Genomic DNA, 18,358 nt, shown 5'->3' on the forward strand with positions numbered 1-18,358 from the left:
AATGACCCAAAAACCATAATCAAAGGTGGGTCAGTTCTCGATGGAAAACCTGGGTCACTTCTGGGTGGAAATTAACATCGAGAGCGCACATTCCTCGACGACCTCGAAGCCTGCTACGTCGCGCACCCGCTGACGCAGGATCTCCATGATGCGCGGGATGTCTAGGCCGCTTTCATCACGCGGCAGATCCCCCTCCAGATCGGGGATGCGCAGTTCGAAATCGCGCTTGAGCATCTCCAGAAGCGTGGAGTTGATCCGAACCTCGTCTTCGAGCTGGCTCAGACGATATTCCGATTGGGCCGAGCGGCGCTCGAGCTTTACTGGCAACAGCAGAAGCGGCGCGCGATAAGACCGGGTGTCGCCCTCCGATCTCTTCCAGCGCAGGAAGCCGACCGCCAGGAACAGCGTGTTGGTGCCGCCTTCGGCCATGTCGCTGCGCGCCTTGCGGTAAAGCTCGGTTAAACGTGCTGCCATGTCGCGCGCGGTCAACGGCACGGCGATCTGTCCCCGTGTTAGGGCATCCAGCGCCAGATCCCGTTCGATCTGGCGGGCCTCGTCGGCCGGGATGTCTCGGCCTGAGATGGCATTCTCGTCCTTGAGCGCGAGCAAGCGGAAGACCTCGCCATTGGCAAGCCGGTCCTCCGTCGCCGAGATGTCCGGGCAGATCATCGGCACCGCGCCGCGCGTGTCGCGGAAGTTCAAGAGACGATTGGCCAGCGACAGGTCGAGCAGCTTACGCTGCCAGCGTTCGATGCGGCCCATGGCCGTCGTGGGCGCTTCCTCGACCAGTTCGCCGGGTAACAGACCCAGATCCAGTGGCCGCGGCAGGGCGGCGGGTGACGCAGCAATGTCCTCGTGGGCAGGAGAGTCAGGAGTGCGATGACTGGCCAGCGGGCGGATGCGCGCGGCGCGGGCGCGGTTGATGTCCACCACCTGGATGAATTCCGTCTCACGGGCTTCGGACAGGCGGTCGCGTCCGGCGGCGATGGCTTCCTCGAAGCCCACGGCGGGACGGCGGGTCAGCAGGGTGGTTTCCAAGGGCACGAATTCGCGCGCCACCGTAGCCTTTCTGACGGCCACCACATCAGGTTCGACCAGCCGACCGAAGTCCTTTTTGACCAGCCACACCCCTACCCAAGCATGACCATGTGAGAAAAGCACGGCCGTGTTCAGCCCTGCCGCTTCGTAGGCGGCCGCGATGAGCAGGGTGCTATCGAGGCAGGTCGCAAGGCCTTCGGAAACGATCCGTTCGGGATCGCGGATCTTTTGACCAACCCGTTCAAAGGAAGCAGGCGGCACAGCATAGGTCAGGCCGAGGCCCGTTGCTGCCGACCAAATCGCGCCCGCCAGCATCCACACGCGATGTGGATCGCCGCCCTGGTATCCATCTATGGCGCCCGAATGGCCTGCCGCCTCCAGCAGCCGGCCAGCCTCCTTCAGGATCCGGGCTACCGCCGGCTGATTGGGCGAGATAAAGGCTGCCAGGATGTTGTCCATCTCGGCCAGACCGCCCCATTCGTCCCGAGCCAGCATTTCGATCCGGTGGGTCGATGTGACGTCTTCCAGTCCCTGCGCCGACAGCCGGAACTGCAGCTGGCCGATCTCCGCCTCATCCAAGCCCCCCAGCAAGGCGGTATCAAGCGGCGTTTCCAGATCGCTCAACTGCAGGGTGACACCCGGGGCGATGCTGTCGATGACCCAAGTCTTTTCTCGCAGGATGGCGGGACTCGCAAAAAGCGTCAAACGGACATCCCGAACGGCCTCTGTTTCCGTGTTCTCGATTGCCAGCCGCTTGACGACTGCCACGCCGTTCTGAGCGGTGGCAAAGTTCACCTTGCCCGCAAGAGCGGGATGCAAGCTCAGGGCCAAGGTCGGTTCGGACGTTTCCAGAGAGACGGGGGGCGAGCTTTCATCCTGCATGGGCGCGGCTTTCAAAGGGATTGCAGATCAATGACGTTGGCCGAGGGACAGGCGGCAAGGGCAAGGTCGCATAAATGGCGGTGATGGGTCAGATAGATCACCTGCCCCAGACGCGACATGTCCGACAGCAGCGCGAAGGCCGCGGTGGAACGGTGATCGTCAAAGGTTTCCATGATGTCGTCGGCAATGAAGGGAACCGACGGGCGGCTTTGGGCCAGTTCGTGATACCCGGCGATGCGCAGGGCCAGGTAAAGCTGGAACCTCGCGCCCTTTGAAAGATCGGGCGCCACTTTCGCCCCCTCACCCGCGGAAAGCGCCACGAGGATTTCGTTTGCGCCGTCGGGCTGGCTGGTCAGGCCGCTGTAAGCCCCCATGGTCAGCCTGCTGAACGCGTCCGAGGCACGGGCCATCATGGCGCTGCGGTGCTGGTCACGGTAACGCCGCATCCCCTTCTCGAAAGCCATCAGGCCAAACCGGGCGGCCAGGTGATCGCGCGCCCGGTCTCGGATCTCCAGCAGCAGGTTCTGCCGGTCCGATGCGATCCGCGCCAGCGCATCATCCCCGCCCACGGCCTCGATTTGCCGCCTGGCCTCGTGATGCGCTTCCAGAAGGGCTTCGGTCTCGCGACGCAGAAGCTGCGCGTCGGCCTTGAGCGTCTCGATCTGTTGGCGGATCGTCAGGGGGTCGTCCCTCTCGCCGGGCCTGGGGCGATCGCGAAGGTCATCCTCCAGGGCGGCGATGTCGCGGCGCAGCTTTGTCGCCTCCAGGCAGCAGGCAACATGGCCGGCCAGCGTGCATTCGCCCTTTGCCCAGTCAAGTGACGCGCCGAGATCGGCGGCTTCCCTGTCGCGAAGGGCAAGGAGGCGGCGATCATCCTTGTCCTGCAGCATTTCAGCGTCGCGCTGCCCGGCAAGCCCCTCGCAGTCGCGCGCCGCATCCTGGGCGCGGCGCAGGCGCTGCAGCACATCGCTCCACGGCACCGTGTCCGGCATGCCAAGCGACAGCGTGATAGCCGATCTGGTCTGCCGGAAACGGTCCTGGTTTGCCTGCATCTTGGCGATCCGGTCTTCCAGCATCGCCAGATCGCGCACGGCACTGCCAAGCTGATCCAGCAGATCAAGGATCGCGCCCAGGCCGGGATCGTCGTCGGGAAGGCTCGCCAGGACCGTGCCGCGGCAAGCCTCTGCCCATTGTTCCCGCCAGCCGGCCAGCGCGTCGCGGGCTTCCTTTTCGGCCTGCTCGCGTTCGCGCAGGTCCGCTGCAAGCCCGGTCAGTCGGCGTCGCGCCTCGCGGCGGCGGTCCGTGGCGTCCAGTCGTGCAAGAGCGGCGGCCAGCAAGGCCTCGTATTCACGCGCCTCACCGTCGTCGGCCACGCCAAGCCCTGCAGCAAGCGCGCGCACCGCGCTGTCCAGCAAGTCGTTGCTGCGAGCCAAGGCGGTCTCGGCATCGCGCAGGGCGTGGCGTTCCGTCAATGCGGCAAGCCGCAGGTCTAGCCAACGTTGAAGGTCAGGCAGCGAGCCCCCGGTCAGACCAAGCGCACCGCAGGCAGAGTCGATCTCGGCGCCGATCGCCATGCGCTTTTGCCGGGCAGTCTCAAGCCTTGCCTTGGCACCGTCCAGCCGCGCGCCGATCTGGTCCCGTTCGCTTCGCTGCAGGGCTTCCCGCCTTGCCGCGGCCAGGGCTTCGGCAAGAAGCGCCGAGATGCGGTCATCCTCGCGCAGGGCCTGTTCGAAGCTTAGCGCGCTGCCTGCGGTCATGCTGTCCAGATGCTCGGCCCACAGGGCCTCGCGCCTGCCGCGCGCGGCGGCGGCATCGGCCAGGGTCATGCCTGTTGCTGTTCGGACCTCGGCCTCGCCCGCCATGTCAGCCTGCAGGCGATCCAGCTGGGCCTGCAGGCCCTCGACCTCACGGCGGGTGTCCTGTTCCTGCTGGCGGGCGGTTTCGCCATCATCCTCCCATTGGCGGATCTGCCATCCGGGCGGGACGGCAAGCGCGGCCAGGCTGTCGCCGTCCCCGGACCAGGGCGCCAGCGCCTCGATGGCGGCCGACAGCCGGCCCTGCGCCTGATCGCGGTCGCGCAGCGCACGGTTGCGGACATCAGCCGGATCCTGGGCACGCAGTCTTGTCAGCAGGGCGGAAAGCGCGGCGTCATCATCAACGGGCTCGGAACTGCCAAGCTGGTCCCGTTCCCGCATCAGCAGATTTGCGGCCTTGCGGGTTTCAGACGAAGCGGCGGCCAAGGCTGTCAGCAACCCCGAGCGTTCGGACAACAGCGACCGCATCCGCGCCAGAGGGGCGGACGGCAGCACAAGATCCGGCGCCTGACGGTCGCGCTGCCCCAGTTCCGACAGAAGCGCACCAATGCGCGCCTGCACCTCGGCTGCCTCTTGCCGCCTGCGAGGCAGGTCCTTGATGGCGGTATCATGTTCCGACCGCAGCGCCTCGGCCGCATGGATATCGTCCGCGCGGGCCAGCACGGCGGGGTCGGCCACAAGGGAAGCCAGCTTTTCCTCGAACCCCTGCAACCGCACGGCACGGTCGGCAATGCGCGTGTTCAATTCCAGCCGCTCGCGCTCGATCCTGGCACAGTCGTCCTGAACGCGGGCGTCGATCTCGGGCAGATGGGCCATAGCCTGCAGCTGGTCCTGAAGCGCAGACAACCTTGCCAGCATGGGCAAAACTGCGGCAACATTCCCAAGCCGCTCCAGTTCCGCCTGCGCCGCATCCTCGCGCAAGCGCGCCTCGCGCCATGCCTGTTCCGCGGCTGCCGCTTCCCGCGTCAGCTTCTGCAAGGCGGACGCAGAAACCTCCATGCGCCGCCGCTGGGCGTCCAGATCGGCCAGTTGCTTCTTGGCGTCGTAAAGCCAGCCGCTGCGCTTGCCGCTGCGGTGAAAGCCGTCCAGGTCCGCGCGAAGGCCTTCCAGCCGGGGAGCAAGCTCGGCAAGGCCGGCGCTTGCGGAAAACAGCATCTCGCCCAGATCGCCCCGGCTCGCCAGGATGCTGTCGCCGCCCTTTTCAAGCGTGTCGTCATCCAGCGAGAACATCGCGGAATAGCTGTCGCGCGACAGCCCACCCAAGGCTGATTGAAGAACGCTTTCAGGAACAGGCGCGTCGTGTCCGTCCAGCAGGCTTGCATTCTGTCGCTTGAGCCGCCGAAGCTCCAGCGTGCCGCTGGCATGGGTCAGCCGGGCCCCGATCTGCATGGTGGGGCCGGGATGCAGGAAATCGTATCGGCTGCGAAGGGGAATGCCGAACAGCAGGTCCAGCCAGGCCGAGAACAGGGTGGACTTGCCGGCCTCGTTCGGTCCGTAGACGATGTGGAGATCGGCGCCACCCGGCACGGGCGGCGCAAAGCTCAGCGACTTTCCCGTAAAGCGGCCATAGCGGGTCAGATCCAGGCGTTCCAGGCGCATCAGATGGCCTTGTCCCCGGCCAGCCGCGCCAGGGTCGATGGGATACCCTCCCGCAGCAGTTCCCGACATCGCGCGGGCACCTCGCCCTCCTCTTGGCCCAGGATATCGCGCGCATCAGGCGGCAGGTCGCGCAGCAGCTCCCGCGCCGCCGAAACAAGGGCGGCTTCGAGACCGGGATCCTGCGGCAGGTCATTCAGCATCATGCCCGCCAGTTCGCCCGGCAGCCCGGGCGTGACGATGGTCCCCTCATCATCGGCATTCAGCCGCAGCTCCAGCTTGTCGATCCAGATGCCTGCCGCGGCGGCGAAGGCCCGCGCCTCCTCTGCCAGCCGGTCGTGATCGCGCGCCAGCCGCCAGGCAAGCGGTGTCGTGCCGCGCAGGACCGGCCGGATCACCAGGTGGCTTTCGGCGCGGGACGCCTGACCGATGCGCCGGATCTCGGCCTCCAGCAGCGTCAGCAGATCCTGCCAATCGCTCGTGCCTGAACACTCGACCTCGAGCCGGTCGAAGCGGATCGCAGCGACCGTCCGCTCTTCCAGCGAGACGGTGTTGTCGTCCGCCACATCGACCAGGGTGACCGAGGTCGGACCTGCCTCGCCGATATCCCGCCCTTGCGGTATGCCGGGCATGACGATCGTCGCCCGGCCCAGATGCTGGGCGCGGCGATGAACATGGCCAAGCGCCCAGTAGTGATAGCCGTGGCCATCCAGATCCCCGGTGCTGCACGGCGCATAAGGGTCATGGCCCGGGCTGCCGTTCAGGCTGGTGTGCATCATGCCGATGTTGAAGGCGCCCGGTTTCGCGGCAGGGTAGCGCGACAGCAGGCTTTCGGGCGCGTGCGGGTCGCGGAAGCTCAGCCCGTGGATGGCAATCGGGTGGCCATCGACCTCGATCTCGGCGGTCGAAGGGCGGCCGGCGAACAGGGTGGTGTTGTCCGGTGCATCCAGTTCACCGGTCAGCCGGGCAAGCGCGTCGTGGTTGCCGCGGATCACGAAGCAACGGATGCCGGCTTCCTTCAGGCGCAACAACTCCTGCTTCAGGAAGCGGGGTGTCTTGGTCGAGCTGTGTTCCCCATCCCAAAGATCGCCCGCGATCAGCAGAAACGCGGCATCCTCCCTGATGCACAGATCCACGATCCGGGAAAAGGCCGTGCGGGATGCGACGCCCACCTCTCGGGCAAGATCGGGGTCGCGAAGGGCGATCGCGGTCAGCGGAGCATCGAGATGCAGATCGGCAGTATGGACAAAACGAAAGCTCAAGAAAATGCACCATCGAAAAAGGTCATTCCTCTAAGTATTGGAGAGGATGAACCCTTCCGGCAAGCTTATTTGAGGGCAAGACTCGTTGTTCATTCACGGCCAGAGCATGACAGTTGCGGCAAGAGCGACGGCTGGGAGGAGGTCACCGGAGATCTTTAACCGTCTGCAATGCAGTCACCTTGGCGCTATCTGAAGCTGCGGACTTCGCAGCACGCTGGCTGATGGCACAGGGGCGTTGTCAGCGGCCAGTAAAGACTGCTCATGAATCAGGTCTCCCGGCACAGCCTGAATCATGCCGAACACTTGGAAACGATGGGTCTGGTGCCAAGGATCGGGCTTGCGAGAAAGTCTTAGGGCCGCCGGGCTACGAAATTAAGCTTCGATGAGTGCAATCATTCGTTCCAGCCTCTGCATCGCCAGCCAGCCATCGCGGATCTGAGGAACGGCATCGCTTTCGCCGCGGATTTTGGCGGCGACATCGAGAAGCAGCGTATGATAGCCTTTGTGATCCTCATTTGCAGCGGCCGTGAAGTTGGGTGTCCAGACCAGCGTGTCGCAGCCAGGATCCAGCACTGCTTCGGGATCCTCCGCCTTGAACGGTGGATTGCGGTGCCACGCGACGTTGATGATGTTCTCGACTTCAACCCGGTTCTGGTCGCCCATAATCTGCACGAATTCCATCGGCGTGCCGCGGGATTGCACCGTGCCCATGACCACGTTGCCGATTACGCCATTCTCGCACTCGAAGTTCATGTGGATCAGCATCTTGCCTTTGCCGGGCACGTTCTTGCGCAGCCGCACATCGGCGAATTCCGATCCAGCGAACCAGGTGATCAGGTCCATGTAGTGGACACAGTGATGCAAGTAGAAGCCGGTATAATCGACCTCGCCCGCGAAGTAGGTAGGCGCGGTCATGTAGCTGCCGTGAATGCCCAGAACCTGACCGAAGTCGCCGCCATCCAGAATGTTCTTGGCGATCTTGTTTCCGGTGGAGTAACGCTTCATGAAACCGACGGTCACCGGCACCTTTGCCGCATCCGAGGCATCCAGCAGTTCCTTAGCCTTTGCAGCAGAGGCGGCCGGAGGTTTTTCCATGAAGACCGGGATGCCCCGCCTGATTGCCGCCATTGTGGCACGGAAGTGAACCTCCGGGCCTACCGCCATGCCAATCGCGTCAATGTCGGCGTTGGCGATCATCTCCTCATAGTCTGAATAGACCGCTTTGGCGCCGAACTGGCGTGCAGCATTCTGCGCCGCCCCTTCGTCTCGGTCACAGACTGCAGCGATTCCAAAACCGCTGCGTGCCAGCTGCGGCATGAGCATCCAGGTTGCGTGGCGGCCGCAGCCGATCCAGCCGATCTTGATCGTCATCAGTGATTGACCTCTGCAAAGGCAAGCGCCGAGCGGATCAGGCCGAGGCCCGCACGCAGCTTGCCGTCTTCATCTTCATGGGGTGCGCGCCAATGCGCGATGGGCAGAGCAACGCGGTCATCCTCCCGCCGGAATGGTTCCAGCGAAACTGGCCCCTGGTAGCCGACCTGATGCAGCGCCCGCGAAATGGCAGTCCAGTCCATGTTGCCGGTGCCGGGAAAACCGCGATGGTTCTCGTTGGCCTGGAAATGCACCAGCCGGTCGCCCGCCGCGCGGATCGCGTCGGGGATCGAGCGTTCCTCCATGTTCATGTGAAAGGTATCCAGCATGACACCAAGACCGGGCGAGCCTACCGCATCGACGATCTCATTCGCCTGAGCGGTTGTGTTGACGATATCGGTCTCGAAACGGTTCAGCGGCTCGAGACCAAAGACCTTGCCCGCCGCTGCGGCCAGCGGCGCAACCTCGGCCAGACCATCAATGGTGCGTTTGGCGCGCGTCGCGATCTGGTCGGCCGTCCATGGGAAGGGGGGCCGCCCCGCAAAGACCAAGGGCTCGCCATACAGGGGGCCACCGATGATCCGGGCGCCCACTTCCTCAGCAGCATCGATGCAGAACTTCAGATAATCCAGTCCACCTTGGCGATGTCCTGCGTCTTCACTGGCGATCGAGCGTTGCAGGTTGACTCGCGCGGCCAGCACGATGTCCAGTCCCTCGCCCTCGCAGATGCGACGCACCTCACCTGGGTCCAGATCATCCCCGGGTTCGGGGACCAGCAGTTCGATAAAGTCGAAGCCCAGCTCGCGGGTCTTCTTCAGATAAGGCAATGCGGCGTTGGTGAACGGCCGGACGTATTGCATCGAGATGATGCCGATCGGATTATTCAAGACAGTTCCTCGGATTAGGGCTGCCGTCCACAAGAGACGGCAGCAAAAATTTCATCAGCCTTTTACGGCGCCCTGGGTCAGCCCGCCGACAAGTCGACGCTGGACGATCAGGAAGAGGATGGTTGCGGGCAGCGCGCCGACGATGCCTCCTGCAGTCAACAGGCCCCATTGCACCTGATATTCGCCGATCATCGTCTGCACGGCGACAGTGATCGGTCGCACATTCTGACCGCCCAGCGTCAGTGCATACAGGTATTCGTTCCAGGCGGTGATGAAGATGTAGATGCCCGTCGCAATGATCCCCGGCGCACAGAGCGGGAGGATGACCTTGCGCATTGCCTGCAGGCGCGAACAGCCGTCGGTCATCGCAGCCTCGTCCAGCGACTTGGGGATGCCGTTGATGTAGCTGGTCATCATCCAGACCGAGAACGGAATGGCGATCGTCGAGTTCGCCACAATCAGCGCGAAGTGCGTATCCAGAAGCCCGAGTTGGCGCATCAGCACAAACAGCGGCAGGATCAGCAGCACCAATGGGAACATGTTGATCAGAAGGAACTGCAAGAGCAGCACCTTCTTGAAGCGGAACTCAAAGCGCGAAAAGCTGTAGGCGGCCGTGACCGACAGCGTCAGGCCCACCACCACCGTGCCCGCCGCGATGATGAAGCTGTCGAGCATGTTCCTGGCAAAGCCGACGTTGGCGAACAGCCTTTCGTAATTGCTCCAGACCAGGTCGAAGACCGAGGGGCCGCGCGTGAACAGGCTCTCCTCGGCGGTGAGCGAGGTCAGCAGCATCCACAGGTAAGGCCCAAGCGTGAAGGCCAGAATGGCCAGCATCGGCAGATCCACGGTCAGCACCCGCCTGAGGGTCGATTTGCGTCCCAGCGCCATCACTGCACCGCCTTTGCCGAGCGCTTCAGATACAGGATCACGATGCCAAGCAGCAGAAGCGTGAAGGTCATGGCCAAGGCCGAGCCGTAGCCGAAGTTGAGGTTCGTTCTGGCTTCGAGGAAGGCATAGAGCGGCAGGGTATAGGTCGAATATCCCGGCCCGCCGCCAGTCATCACGAAGATCACGTCCATGGAGTTGGCAACCCAGATAGTGCGCAACAGGATTGCGGTGAAGAGCACCCCAGAGATGCCCGGCAGGGTGATATGCCAGAACTGCCGCAGGGTGGATGCGCCATCCAGAGAAGCAGCCTCATAATAGCTGCGCGGGATGGATTGCAGGCCCGCCAGGATCATCACCGCGAAGAAGGGAAAGCCCTGCCAGGTCAGCGTCAGGATGATCGCGTAAAGCGCGGTATCAGGGTTCGCCAGCCAAGGGATCGAGGTTTCCAGAATCCCGATCCGCAGCAGCAGGTCGTTCAGGATCCCGTAGTTGGAGTCGTAGATCCAGGTCCACATCAGCGCGATCACGACCGACGGCAGCGCCCACGGAATGATGATCAGCGCCCGCGCGATGGGCCGCCAGGGAAATTGCTGGTTCAGTAGCAGCGCGGTTGCCAGTCCCAGCAGAGCCTGTGCAGGGACGGTGATCGCGATCCAGAGCACCGTGTGGCGTAGCGATATCCAGAACACCTCGTCTTGAAAGACGTTGAGGTAGTTCTGCAATCCCACCAAGTCGAAGTTCTTCGGGCGGAACAGGACATACTCGTGCAGGCTCATCCAGGCGGTCTGGACCATCGGAAAGAACACGATGGCAAGTGTGACCAGGACGGCCGGTGACAGCAGGGCAAGCGGCATGACCTGACGCCAAAGCGCTGTGCCTCTGGCGGGGGATGATCCCGCTTGCTCGGGGACGGGGATGGATGTCATCGGACAGACTCTCCTCGGCCTTCGCGGAAGGCTCCGCCAAGGACGTTCCATTCGGAAGAGGGGCGGGGAAGGGTAGCCCCGGCCCTAAGCACAATCAGTTGTCGGCGAAAAGCTCCGCGATGGCCTCGTTCATCTGCAAGGCCGAGATCTGACCCAGCAGGGCGCGCTGCATATTCGCAGGCCAGACCGTGTTCACGAACTCCGGCGTATTGGACGATGCCGGCAGCAGTTTCGCAAAGGGCAGAGACTGTTTGGTCGCCTCAACGAAACGAGCCTCGTGCCCTTGCCAGGTCGCTGTATCGGACAACGTCACCGGGAGCTGGCCCGTCGCGGTGTTGAACAGCGCGTTGTTTCCTTCACTGGACAGGAACGAGATCCACTTCCAGGCGGCTTCCTTGTCCGAGGCATTGGACAGCACGGCGGTCGACTCATCGCCAAAGGTGGTCCAGCGTCCGCCGCCGCATTCCGGCACCGGCACGGCCGCGACCTTGTCGCCGAGTGCCTCGACCAGATCGTTCGACGATCCCACGTGGTGGATGGTCATTGCGGTCACCCCAGTCTTGAACGCGCCGATGATCTCCTGAAAGCCATCGTTCGGGGCCGAGGGCGGGAACACCTTGTCCTTCTGGAAGAGGTCGATGACGAACTGCGTGCCTGCTACCCCTGCATCCGAGGTCAGGCTATTGTCCAGGGCAACGCCCGTCGCGCCCAGCGTGAAGCTGCCCCAGTGTTCATGCCCTGACTTGCCACCCCGGAAGCCGAAGCCATAGGTGTCGATCTTGTCTGCTTCCTGGGCGGCCGCGAGCTGACCGTGCGCATCGCTGCCGAGGAAAGCCGGGGTCTAAGCGGCACACTGCCACTCCGCTTTGATCGAAAGCACCTTCACATTTTCGATGCTTCGACAGGCCGACGCTTGGAGGCAGCATGATCATGCTGAGATGTCCATAACTTCCCATGTAGTCCAACACGAGTCGGCCCGCTGGTTGTAAAACATCCGGTTCAACCATCCTATCGCTTACGTGAAGCTTTGGTCCTGCAGCTGCTTGTCGACGTAAAGCGTGTGGATCAAGAGGTCATCGAAATTCGCTCCTTGTGATAGAGGTAGCTCCCGCAAGAGTGAATACTTGACAATTAAAATCAGGTTCTCTAGCCGAAGCAGCAGCCTGGCCTTTGGCGCGTCCATCATGTGCCGGCGCGTCTCTAATTCCCGTGCCTCCACGTGGGGCACTTTCTGCCATACTGCCCAAGGAATCATGATGAACAGACCGTTGGTTGCCTGCCTGCTCGCCGGTGTTGCGGCCCTTCCCGCTGTGGCTCAAGACGCCCCTTATGTCTTGTCCGAGATCACGCTGGAGGCCGAAAGCGACACCACGCTGGTTCAGGACGGCTATGTCCCTGGCATCAGTCGCACGGCGACCAAGCTGGACACGCCGGTCGGCAAGATCCCGCAGGCTGTCACCATCATCACGCAGGACCAGATCGAGGATCAGGCGCCGCGCACGCTGAACGAAGCTCTGGGCTATACGGCGGCGGCGAACCCGAACAACTACGGCTTTGACACCCGGTTCGACGCCTTCTTCCTCCGGGGGCTTCCGGCTTACTACAACGGTTATTTCCGCGATGGGCTGCGCCAATACAACGCGCCGACCGCCTGGTTCAAATCCGAGCCTTACGGACTGGAAGGAGTGGCTGTGCTGAAGGGTCCGAACTCGTCGCTCTATGGCGTCAGCGGACCGGGCGGCATCGTCAATCTGATCACCAAGCGCCCGAAGAACGAGCGCTACCGCGAGATCGAACTGACCACCGGTGCCAACGACCGCGCCCAGATTGCGGGCGACATCTCCGGCCCCGTCTCCGAAGGCAGCGAGTTCAGCTATCGCCTGACGGGTCTGGCCCGCAAGGCAAACAGTGATCTTCCGGGCTATGCAGACGACAAGTCCTATCTTGCTCCGGCCCTGTCTTGGGACAATGGCGTGACACGCGCGACGCTGCTGGCAGAGGTGTCGAATTCGCTGACGGGCGGCACCGCCGCCTTCTACAACCCGGCTTATGGCACGGTGTCGGACCTCTACGAGGGTGATCCCGACTACAACGATTTCGAGCAGGACCAGTGGCGCCTCGGCTATGAGGTCGAGCATGACCTGAACGACAGCGTAACGCTGCGCCAGAGCTTCCGGGCGGCAAGCGTTGACATCGACCTCGAATACAGCGGGCACTATCCCGTCGGGGCCGATCTGGCCCGCTATTGGGGGCACTACAAGGAAAACATCGACACGCTGGTGCTCGACAATGGGCTGCGCTGGAGCATGGACACCGGTCCGGTGTCGCACGAGATCCTGGCCGGCATTGACATGACCCGCGCCGACTATGAGACCTACAGCACCCTCGGCTATGTCTCGGCTGCCGAGACGGCCGCGGCGGCGGTGCCGTTCGACGGTGCGCAGGAGCAGCGCCAGAAGGGCGTCTACCTGCATGATCAGATGCAGTGGGGCAACTGGCAGGCCTTTGCCAGCGCCCGTTGGGACAGTGTCGAGACGATCACGACGGCTCCCGACGGTTCAAATAGCACGCAGGACGACACCGGCCGATCCGGACGCCTGGCGCTGAGCTATGACTGGACCAACGGCGTCATGGTCTATGGCAGCGTTTCGACCTCTTTCGCGCCCAATATCGGCTTTGTTTATGATGATCCGGCCGATGACAGCACGCAGAGGGCCGCCCGCCCGACGCAATCCACGCAGCGCGAGATCGGCCTCAAATACGCGCCCGAAGGCACGAACCTGCTGCTGTCAGCGGCCGTCTTCGACATCGATCAACGTGATGGCACCGTGCTTGATGTGTCGACCGGCGAGAACCGCCAGCGTCAGCTGGACCTGAACAGCCGCGGCTTTGAACTGGAGGCACAGGCCAACTGGGACAATGGTTGGGGTGTGATCGCCAGTTATGCGCATCAGCGCGTCAAGACCGAGCGAGGGCTGCCCGGCACTGTCGGTAAGGAATTGTCCGGCGTGCCGAACGATACGCTGTCGCTCTGGGGCAAGTATGACGTCCAGTCGGGACCGGCAACGGGCCTGGGGTTGGCGGCAGGGCTTCGCTATGTCGGGGAAAGCTATGGCGATGATGCCAATGCCATCACCAACGACGATCGCGTCTTCGTGGACCTCGGCGTCAGCTATGAGCCCGCGCAACTGCCGGGGGTCGAGATGCAGTTGAACGTCAAGAACCTGTTCGATCAGCAAAAGCAGACCTGCACGGCCGGATACTGTTATCGTGACGAAGGCCGCACCTGGACGGCGAGCCTGAGCCGCCGCTTCTGATGGCACGTGGTGCAGGGAAGCCTGGACAGGCCGCGATCCTGTCCGGCCTGTGGGCCGCCTATGTCGCGCAGAGCGTGATTGGCGGGCTGACCTGGGGTGGACTGCCCGCCGTGCTGCGCGACCAGGGCCTGCCCTTGGACCGGATCGGCCTTCTGTCGCTGCTGATCGCGCCATGGGCGCTGAAGGTGCTGTGGTCGCCAGCGATCGAACGGTGGCGGCTGCCGCCGGGCCGGCCACCACGCAGCGCCTTGCTGGTTTTGCTCTTCGGTCTGATCGCTGTTCTTGGTCTGCTGGCCACCGGCACCGTCGGCCTGGTGCCGCTGCTGCCGGCATTGGCCTGCCTGATGGGGGTGGCCTTCGCCACGGCAACCGCCGATGTCGTCGTTGACGGCCATGCGGTCGGCGCCCTTGCCCGCAGCGAGCACGGCTGGGGCAATGCCGCGCAGGTTGGTGGCGCCTATGTCGGATCAGCGATCGGTGCGGGGCTTCTGCTGGTCATGGTCGCCCGGATCGGCTGGACCGGGGCGGTCTGGTGCATGGCCGGTCTGGTGTCTGTTCTGCTCGTCTGGTTTGCCCTGACGGCGCGGAAGTCCGCGCCTTCTCCGGCCGGAGGTGCGCGCCCCAGTCTGCGCCGGGCACTGGCCCGACGGGACATCCGGCAAGGGCTGATGCTGACGGCAATCTTTGTCGTCGCCCAGAAGCTGTCCCTGGGAATGCTGGGACCGTTCCTGATCGACAGGGGCATTTCCCTTGCGACAGTAGGCCTGCTCAACGGCTTTGGCAGCCTGGTCCTGGGCCTCGTGGGGGCGCTGCTCGGCGGGGCGGCGGTTCAGCGATGGGGGGTGCGGACAACCATGATTGGCGCATTGGTGTCCCAGGCTATCCTCATGCTGTGCCTGGCGCTGAGCGGTGCCGGGACCGCCCTGCCGACCGCCTTGCCGGTCGCGGCCGCGCTCCTGTCCGGATCGGCGCTGTCGGCCATCGGGTTTACCGCGCTTTATGCCCAGTTCATGCGGTGGTCGGATCCGGGGCAGGGCGGTGTCGACTTCACCCTGTTCCAATGCCTTGATGGCGCTCTCAGCATGGGTCTTGGCCTTGCAGCAGGGATCGTGGCGCAGCAGGCGGGATATGGCGTCTTCTTCGGCCTTGCCGCCGTCCTGCCCGTTCTGGCAGTCCTGATGCTGCAATGGCTGGTGAAGACCCAGGCCCAAGCGATGTCGGCGTAAGGAAGGGGCGGCCGCCGGGTTCAGGCGGCAGAACTGTGGTGCGGTTCTTCCGCCATCTCGCCGGCCACGCCGCGCCGCCAGTAGGCTGCGACCATGTGCCGGTCGCGCGGCATCTTCCAGACCGAACGGACGTGGCGGCGGATATCGCGGAACGCATCGAACTCGCATCCGGCCCAGACGTAAAGATCATCGGACGGCTGCCGCCGGGCAAGCGCCTCGACCAGAAGCCGCCGCGTGCCCGGCGCGGCGCCATGCCGATGCAGCCACTCCACCGGGCCGGCCAGATCTTGTTCATCCTCGGGGCCATCCACCTCGATGATCGCCTCGCAGATGGACCTGGGCGACGCAGCCTCCAGCATGCGGGCGATGGACGGCAGCGCCGTCTCGTCGCCCAGCAGAAGCACCCGTGGTGCCTGGGGGATCGCCCCGCCGCCCGGACCCAGCAGTCCCGCCACCTCGCCCGGGCGGCACGCCGCAGCCCAACCCCCGGCCGATCTCTCGGCGGTCGGATGGAGCACGAAGTCGATGTCCACCTCGCCCCGCGCCAGATCGACATGGCGGATCGTGTAGACGCGCACCAGCAAGGCATCGGACCGGGCGGGAAAGCTCAGCGCACCACTTGCTGTCAGCATCGGCCACACAGGCGGCAGGTTTGCTGGCCGATCCTCCGGAGGCAGGAGCAGACGGACGTGAAGCTCGTCCAGCGGCAGGTCTTCCAGGTCCGGAACGGCGAAGGTGACCCTTTGCATCGACGGCGTCAGGCGGCGCGAGGCCGTGACGCGGACCTCGCGGAAGAACGGCGGAACGCCATGGGACTGTCCGTCGCCCTCCCAGTGCAGATCCACGTCTTCTGCCAGATACTCGCGGATATGATCCACGAAGATCAGCTTCATGTAGCTGAGGCCGATGGGGTTGACCCCTGCTGCCTCAACGAGAAGCGCCTCGCCATCCCGCCGTGCCTCGAAGCCGCCCAGGGGGATCTGCATCCGCCAGGGACCTGCCTCCGTTCCCGTGATGTATTCCGGATGATCCGCTGCGAAGCGGAACATGGCAGCGGCGGCGCCAGGATGAACAAGCCGGGTCTTCGCGTGCAGCATGGGCGTCTCTGATGCAGGAGGTTTCTGGCTGCGCAAAGCGTGGCTGGCCTCCATGTAACCCAAGGCACCGTGGGCGGCTAGAGCGCCATGCATACCACGGAGACATATTTCTCCCGGCCACGGCAATATGATCGGCCGCTGCTTTCCGGCATACAAAAGAGTGTCAAAACATACTCTTCTTGGCCGAGAGCAGAGCATGGTCAGAACAATAGGCGTTTCACCATTCACCAGTTGCCGCGTTTGCCGGTTTAATGCTCTTTGAGCAGATTGACAGAACCATCGTCACAGCTACCTCCAGCTTATCTCAGGAGGAGGTAAGTTACCTCCAACTTCTGCGGAAGAGAGGTCGGTGCGTGATCGATTGCTACAACGGTGACAATCGAACTGAGCTCCATGCCCGCGCAAGATCGAAGCAAGTCAGCGCTTGAGGAAGGAAGCTCGTCAGCAAGGGTGCCTCAGGCACTGCCGTTCCAATTTGCAGCGGACGACATTCGACCGGCAAAATGACTAAAGGACGGGATGAAAGCTTGCTCGAACGGCTTTTCTTTGCTTCACTTCGGATATGGACCGTTCCGTCGCCATGAGAATCGCATCGCTAGGGGGCTCTTGCAGCTCTCCCACGACTGCCTGCAAATCTCGGCGCCGCCTCACCAGCTGGAAATCACGGTCTTGCCGCCTGTATGTGACGTTGCTTCATACGATCGGCAACGACAGACCCTGAGCGGTCTCGTTCCGACCTGCGGAAACTTCTGACATAATAGATCCTGAACGGACGTGCCGCTGCGCGGCTCCAGGGTTCCGCTTTTCGACTTCATCATCCTCAACAGGGAGTTTCAGGTATGGACCTGGATCGTCGAAGCATGCTTGGCATGTTCGGCTCTGGCATCGTGTTGGCCGCGTCGGGGGCGCTTCCGACCTTGGCCCAAGGAAGCCGTGAGCTTGTCATCGTAACCTATCCGGGGGCGCTGTCAGGACCTCACCGCTGGTTGGCAGACCAGATCGAAGCCAAGCACCCGGGCCTGCGGATCCGGCTGGTTCCATCGGACAGTCAGGACATCGTGGCGCAGATAAAGGCTGCCCAAGGCTACGTTCCCTATGACGCGGGACCAAATGATGAGCCACCTCATCTGATCGGTCTGTCCGAAGGCTACCTGGCTGCGCGAGATGACCGGCAGATCCCCAATCTTGCGAATGCACTGCCGGATTTCGTGGCAAAAAGCCAAGGCGCCGGCGTGCCTGCGACGTATTCGCTTGTCGGACTTGCAGTGAATACCAACGTGGTGTCGGAGCTTCCGCAGACTTGGGCTGATCTCTGGGCTCCACGTTTCGCAGGACAGGTTGGCATAGCACGGACGTCATCAAACCTGGGTTTGGCTACTCTCGTGCAGGCCGCCAAGACTTTCGGGGGCTCCGAGGACGATCTCGAAATCGGCTGGCAGAAGCTGAAGGAACTACAGCCACGCGCCGCCAGGTCACCTGCGGCGCTGACACAGATGCTGGAGCGCGAAGAGATCGCCATTGCCCCGCTTTGGAACAACAACACGGCCGGTTTGGCGCAGATGGGCTTGCCCATCTCCTTCGTAAAACCTGCTGATGGGCCGGTCGCAATCCTGTCCTTCTTTTCGGGGTTCGCTAATTCGGCTCACCCTGAGCTTGTGGCGGAGTGGCTGAATGGGATCTTGTCGAAAGAATATCAGTCACATGCTGCCGGCGCACCCTACTACTTCGGGCCTACGGTCACCGGAGTGGAGGTTCCTCCTGAGGCGGCGCCGTTCACTCCCAATTCAGCTGAAGAAATTGCCGCACTGCAGACGATCGACTGGACCCGGATCGTGCCGCAGCGGTCCGAGCTCGTCGACCGCTTCGATCGTGATTTCTCCGTCTGATCCTTCATGAACAGGACAAAACACATGCACGACGCAACCGGGGCGCCGATGCACATGCACCTGTTAGAGACGCCTTACCAACGAGATTATGCGTATGCGCCGTCTCTGACCCATTGATTTTGCGCATTCCTGGCTTGGGTGGTCTCTGCCACCTGTCCGTCGAAGCAG

The 18,358-nt window shown here is 63.2% G+C and carries 12 protein-coding genes; 3 read left to right on the forward strand and 9 right to left on the reverse strand.

What is annotated here, in order from left to right; translation table 11 throughout:
- Positions 1 to 54 precede the first annotated feature (54 nt).
- The 8 genes from ACFOM8_RS20485 to ACFOM8_RS20520 form a co-directional block, all read right to left on the reverse strand.
- Complete coding sequence (locus tag ACFOM8_RS20485) at positions 55 to 1,920, reverse strand: DUF4011 domain-containing protein (protein ID WP_377764176.1); 1,866 nt, start codon at positions 1,918 to 1,920, stop codon at positions 55 to 57.
- Positions 1,921 to 1,931: 11 nt separating this feature from the next.
- Positions 1,932 to 5,333 (reverse strand): ATP-binding protein, encoded by a 3,402-nt coding sequence (locus ACFOM8_RS20490; protein ID WP_377764177.1) that lies wholly within the window; start codon positions 5,331 to 5,333, stop codon positions 1,932 to 1,934.
- Positions 5,333 to 6,592 (reverse strand): metallophosphoesterase family protein, encoded by a 1,260-nt coding sequence (locus tag ACFOM8_RS20495; RefSeq protein WP_377764179.1) that lies wholly within the window; start codon positions 6,590 to 6,592, stop codon positions 5,333 to 5,335. Before ACFOM8_RS20495 ends, ACFOM8_RS20490 begins: the two co-directional genes overlap by 1 nt.
- Before the next feature lie 372 nt (positions 6,593 to 6,964).
- Entirely contained in the window at positions 6,965 to 7,963 is a 999-nt protein-coding gene (locus ACFOM8_RS20500; RefSeq protein ID WP_377764180.1) for a Gfo/Idh/MocA family protein, read from the reverse strand.
- A complete protein-coding gene (locus tag ACFOM8_RS20505; protein ID WP_377764181.1) occupies positions 7,963 to 8,850 on the reverse strand; it encodes a sugar phosphate isomerase/epimerase family protein in 888 nt (295 codons plus the stop codon). Before ACFOM8_RS20505 ends, ACFOM8_RS20500 begins: the two co-directional genes overlap by 1 nt.
- Before the next feature lie 54 nt (positions 8,851 to 8,904).
- Entirely contained in the window at positions 8,905 to 9,738 is an 834-nt protein-coding gene (locus ACFOM8_RS20510) for a carbohydrate ABC transporter permease (RefSeq protein ID WP_377764183.1), read from the reverse strand.
- A complete protein-coding gene (locus ACFOM8_RS20515) occupies positions 9,738 to 10,664 on the reverse strand; it encodes a carbohydrate ABC transporter permease (RefSeq protein WP_377764185.1) in 927 nt (308 codons plus the stop codon). The genes ACFOM8_RS20510 and ACFOM8_RS20515 overlap by 1 nt, the downstream gene beginning before the upstream one ends.
- A 94-nt stretch (positions 10,665 to 10,758) precedes the next feature.
- Positions 10,759 to 11,442: an extracellular solute-binding protein gene (locus ACFOM8_RS20520; protein ID WP_377764193.1), complete on the reverse strand. Its 684-nt coding sequence runs from the start codon at positions 11,440 to 11,442 to the stop codon at positions 10,759 to 10,761.
- 475 nt (positions 11,443 to 11,917) lie between these two features.
- On the opposite strand from ACFOM8_RS20520, the gene ACFOM8_RS20525 reads away from it, so the two are divergent.
- Together ACFOM8_RS20525 and ACFOM8_RS20530 are read left to right on the forward strand one after the other, a co-directional pair.
- Positions 11,918 to 13,981 carry a TonB-dependent siderophore receptor gene (locus ACFOM8_RS20525; protein WP_377764186.1) on the forward strand — a complete coding sequence of 688 codons (2,064 nt, stop codon included), beginning with the start codon at positions 11,918 to 11,920 and terminating at the stop codon, positions 13,979 to 13,981.
- On the forward strand, positions 13,981 to 15,207 hold the full coding sequence (locus ACFOM8_RS20530; protein WP_377764188.1) for an MFS transporter: 1,227 nt from the start codon (positions 13,981 to 13,983) through the stop codon (positions 15,205 to 15,207). The genes ACFOM8_RS20525 and ACFOM8_RS20530 overlap by 1 nt, the downstream gene beginning before the upstream one ends.
- A 20-nt stretch (positions 15,208 to 15,227) precedes the next feature.
- On the opposite strand, the gene ACFOM8_RS20535 is transcribed toward ACFOM8_RS20530, so the two are convergent.
- Complete coding sequence (locus tag ACFOM8_RS20535; protein WP_377764190.1) at positions 15,228 to 16,304, reverse strand: siderophore-interacting protein; 1,077 nt, start codon at positions 16,302 to 16,304, stop codon at positions 15,228 to 15,230.
- A gap of 839 nt (positions 16,305 to 17,143) precedes the next feature.
- On the opposite strand from ACFOM8_RS20535, the gene ACFOM8_RS20540 reads away from it, so the two are divergent.
- Complete coding sequence (locus ACFOM8_RS20540) at positions 17,144 to 18,190, forward strand: ABC transporter substrate-binding protein (protein WP_377764191.1); 1,047 nt, start codon at positions 17,144 to 17,146, stop codon at positions 18,188 to 18,190.
- Positions 18,191 to 18,358: the final 168 nt, after the last annotated feature.

This window comes from Paracoccus angustae, from assembly GCF_042648745.1.
GTDB lineage: Bacteria > Pseudomonadota > Alphaproteobacteria > Rhodobacterales > Rhodobacteraceae > Paracoccus > Paracoccus angustae.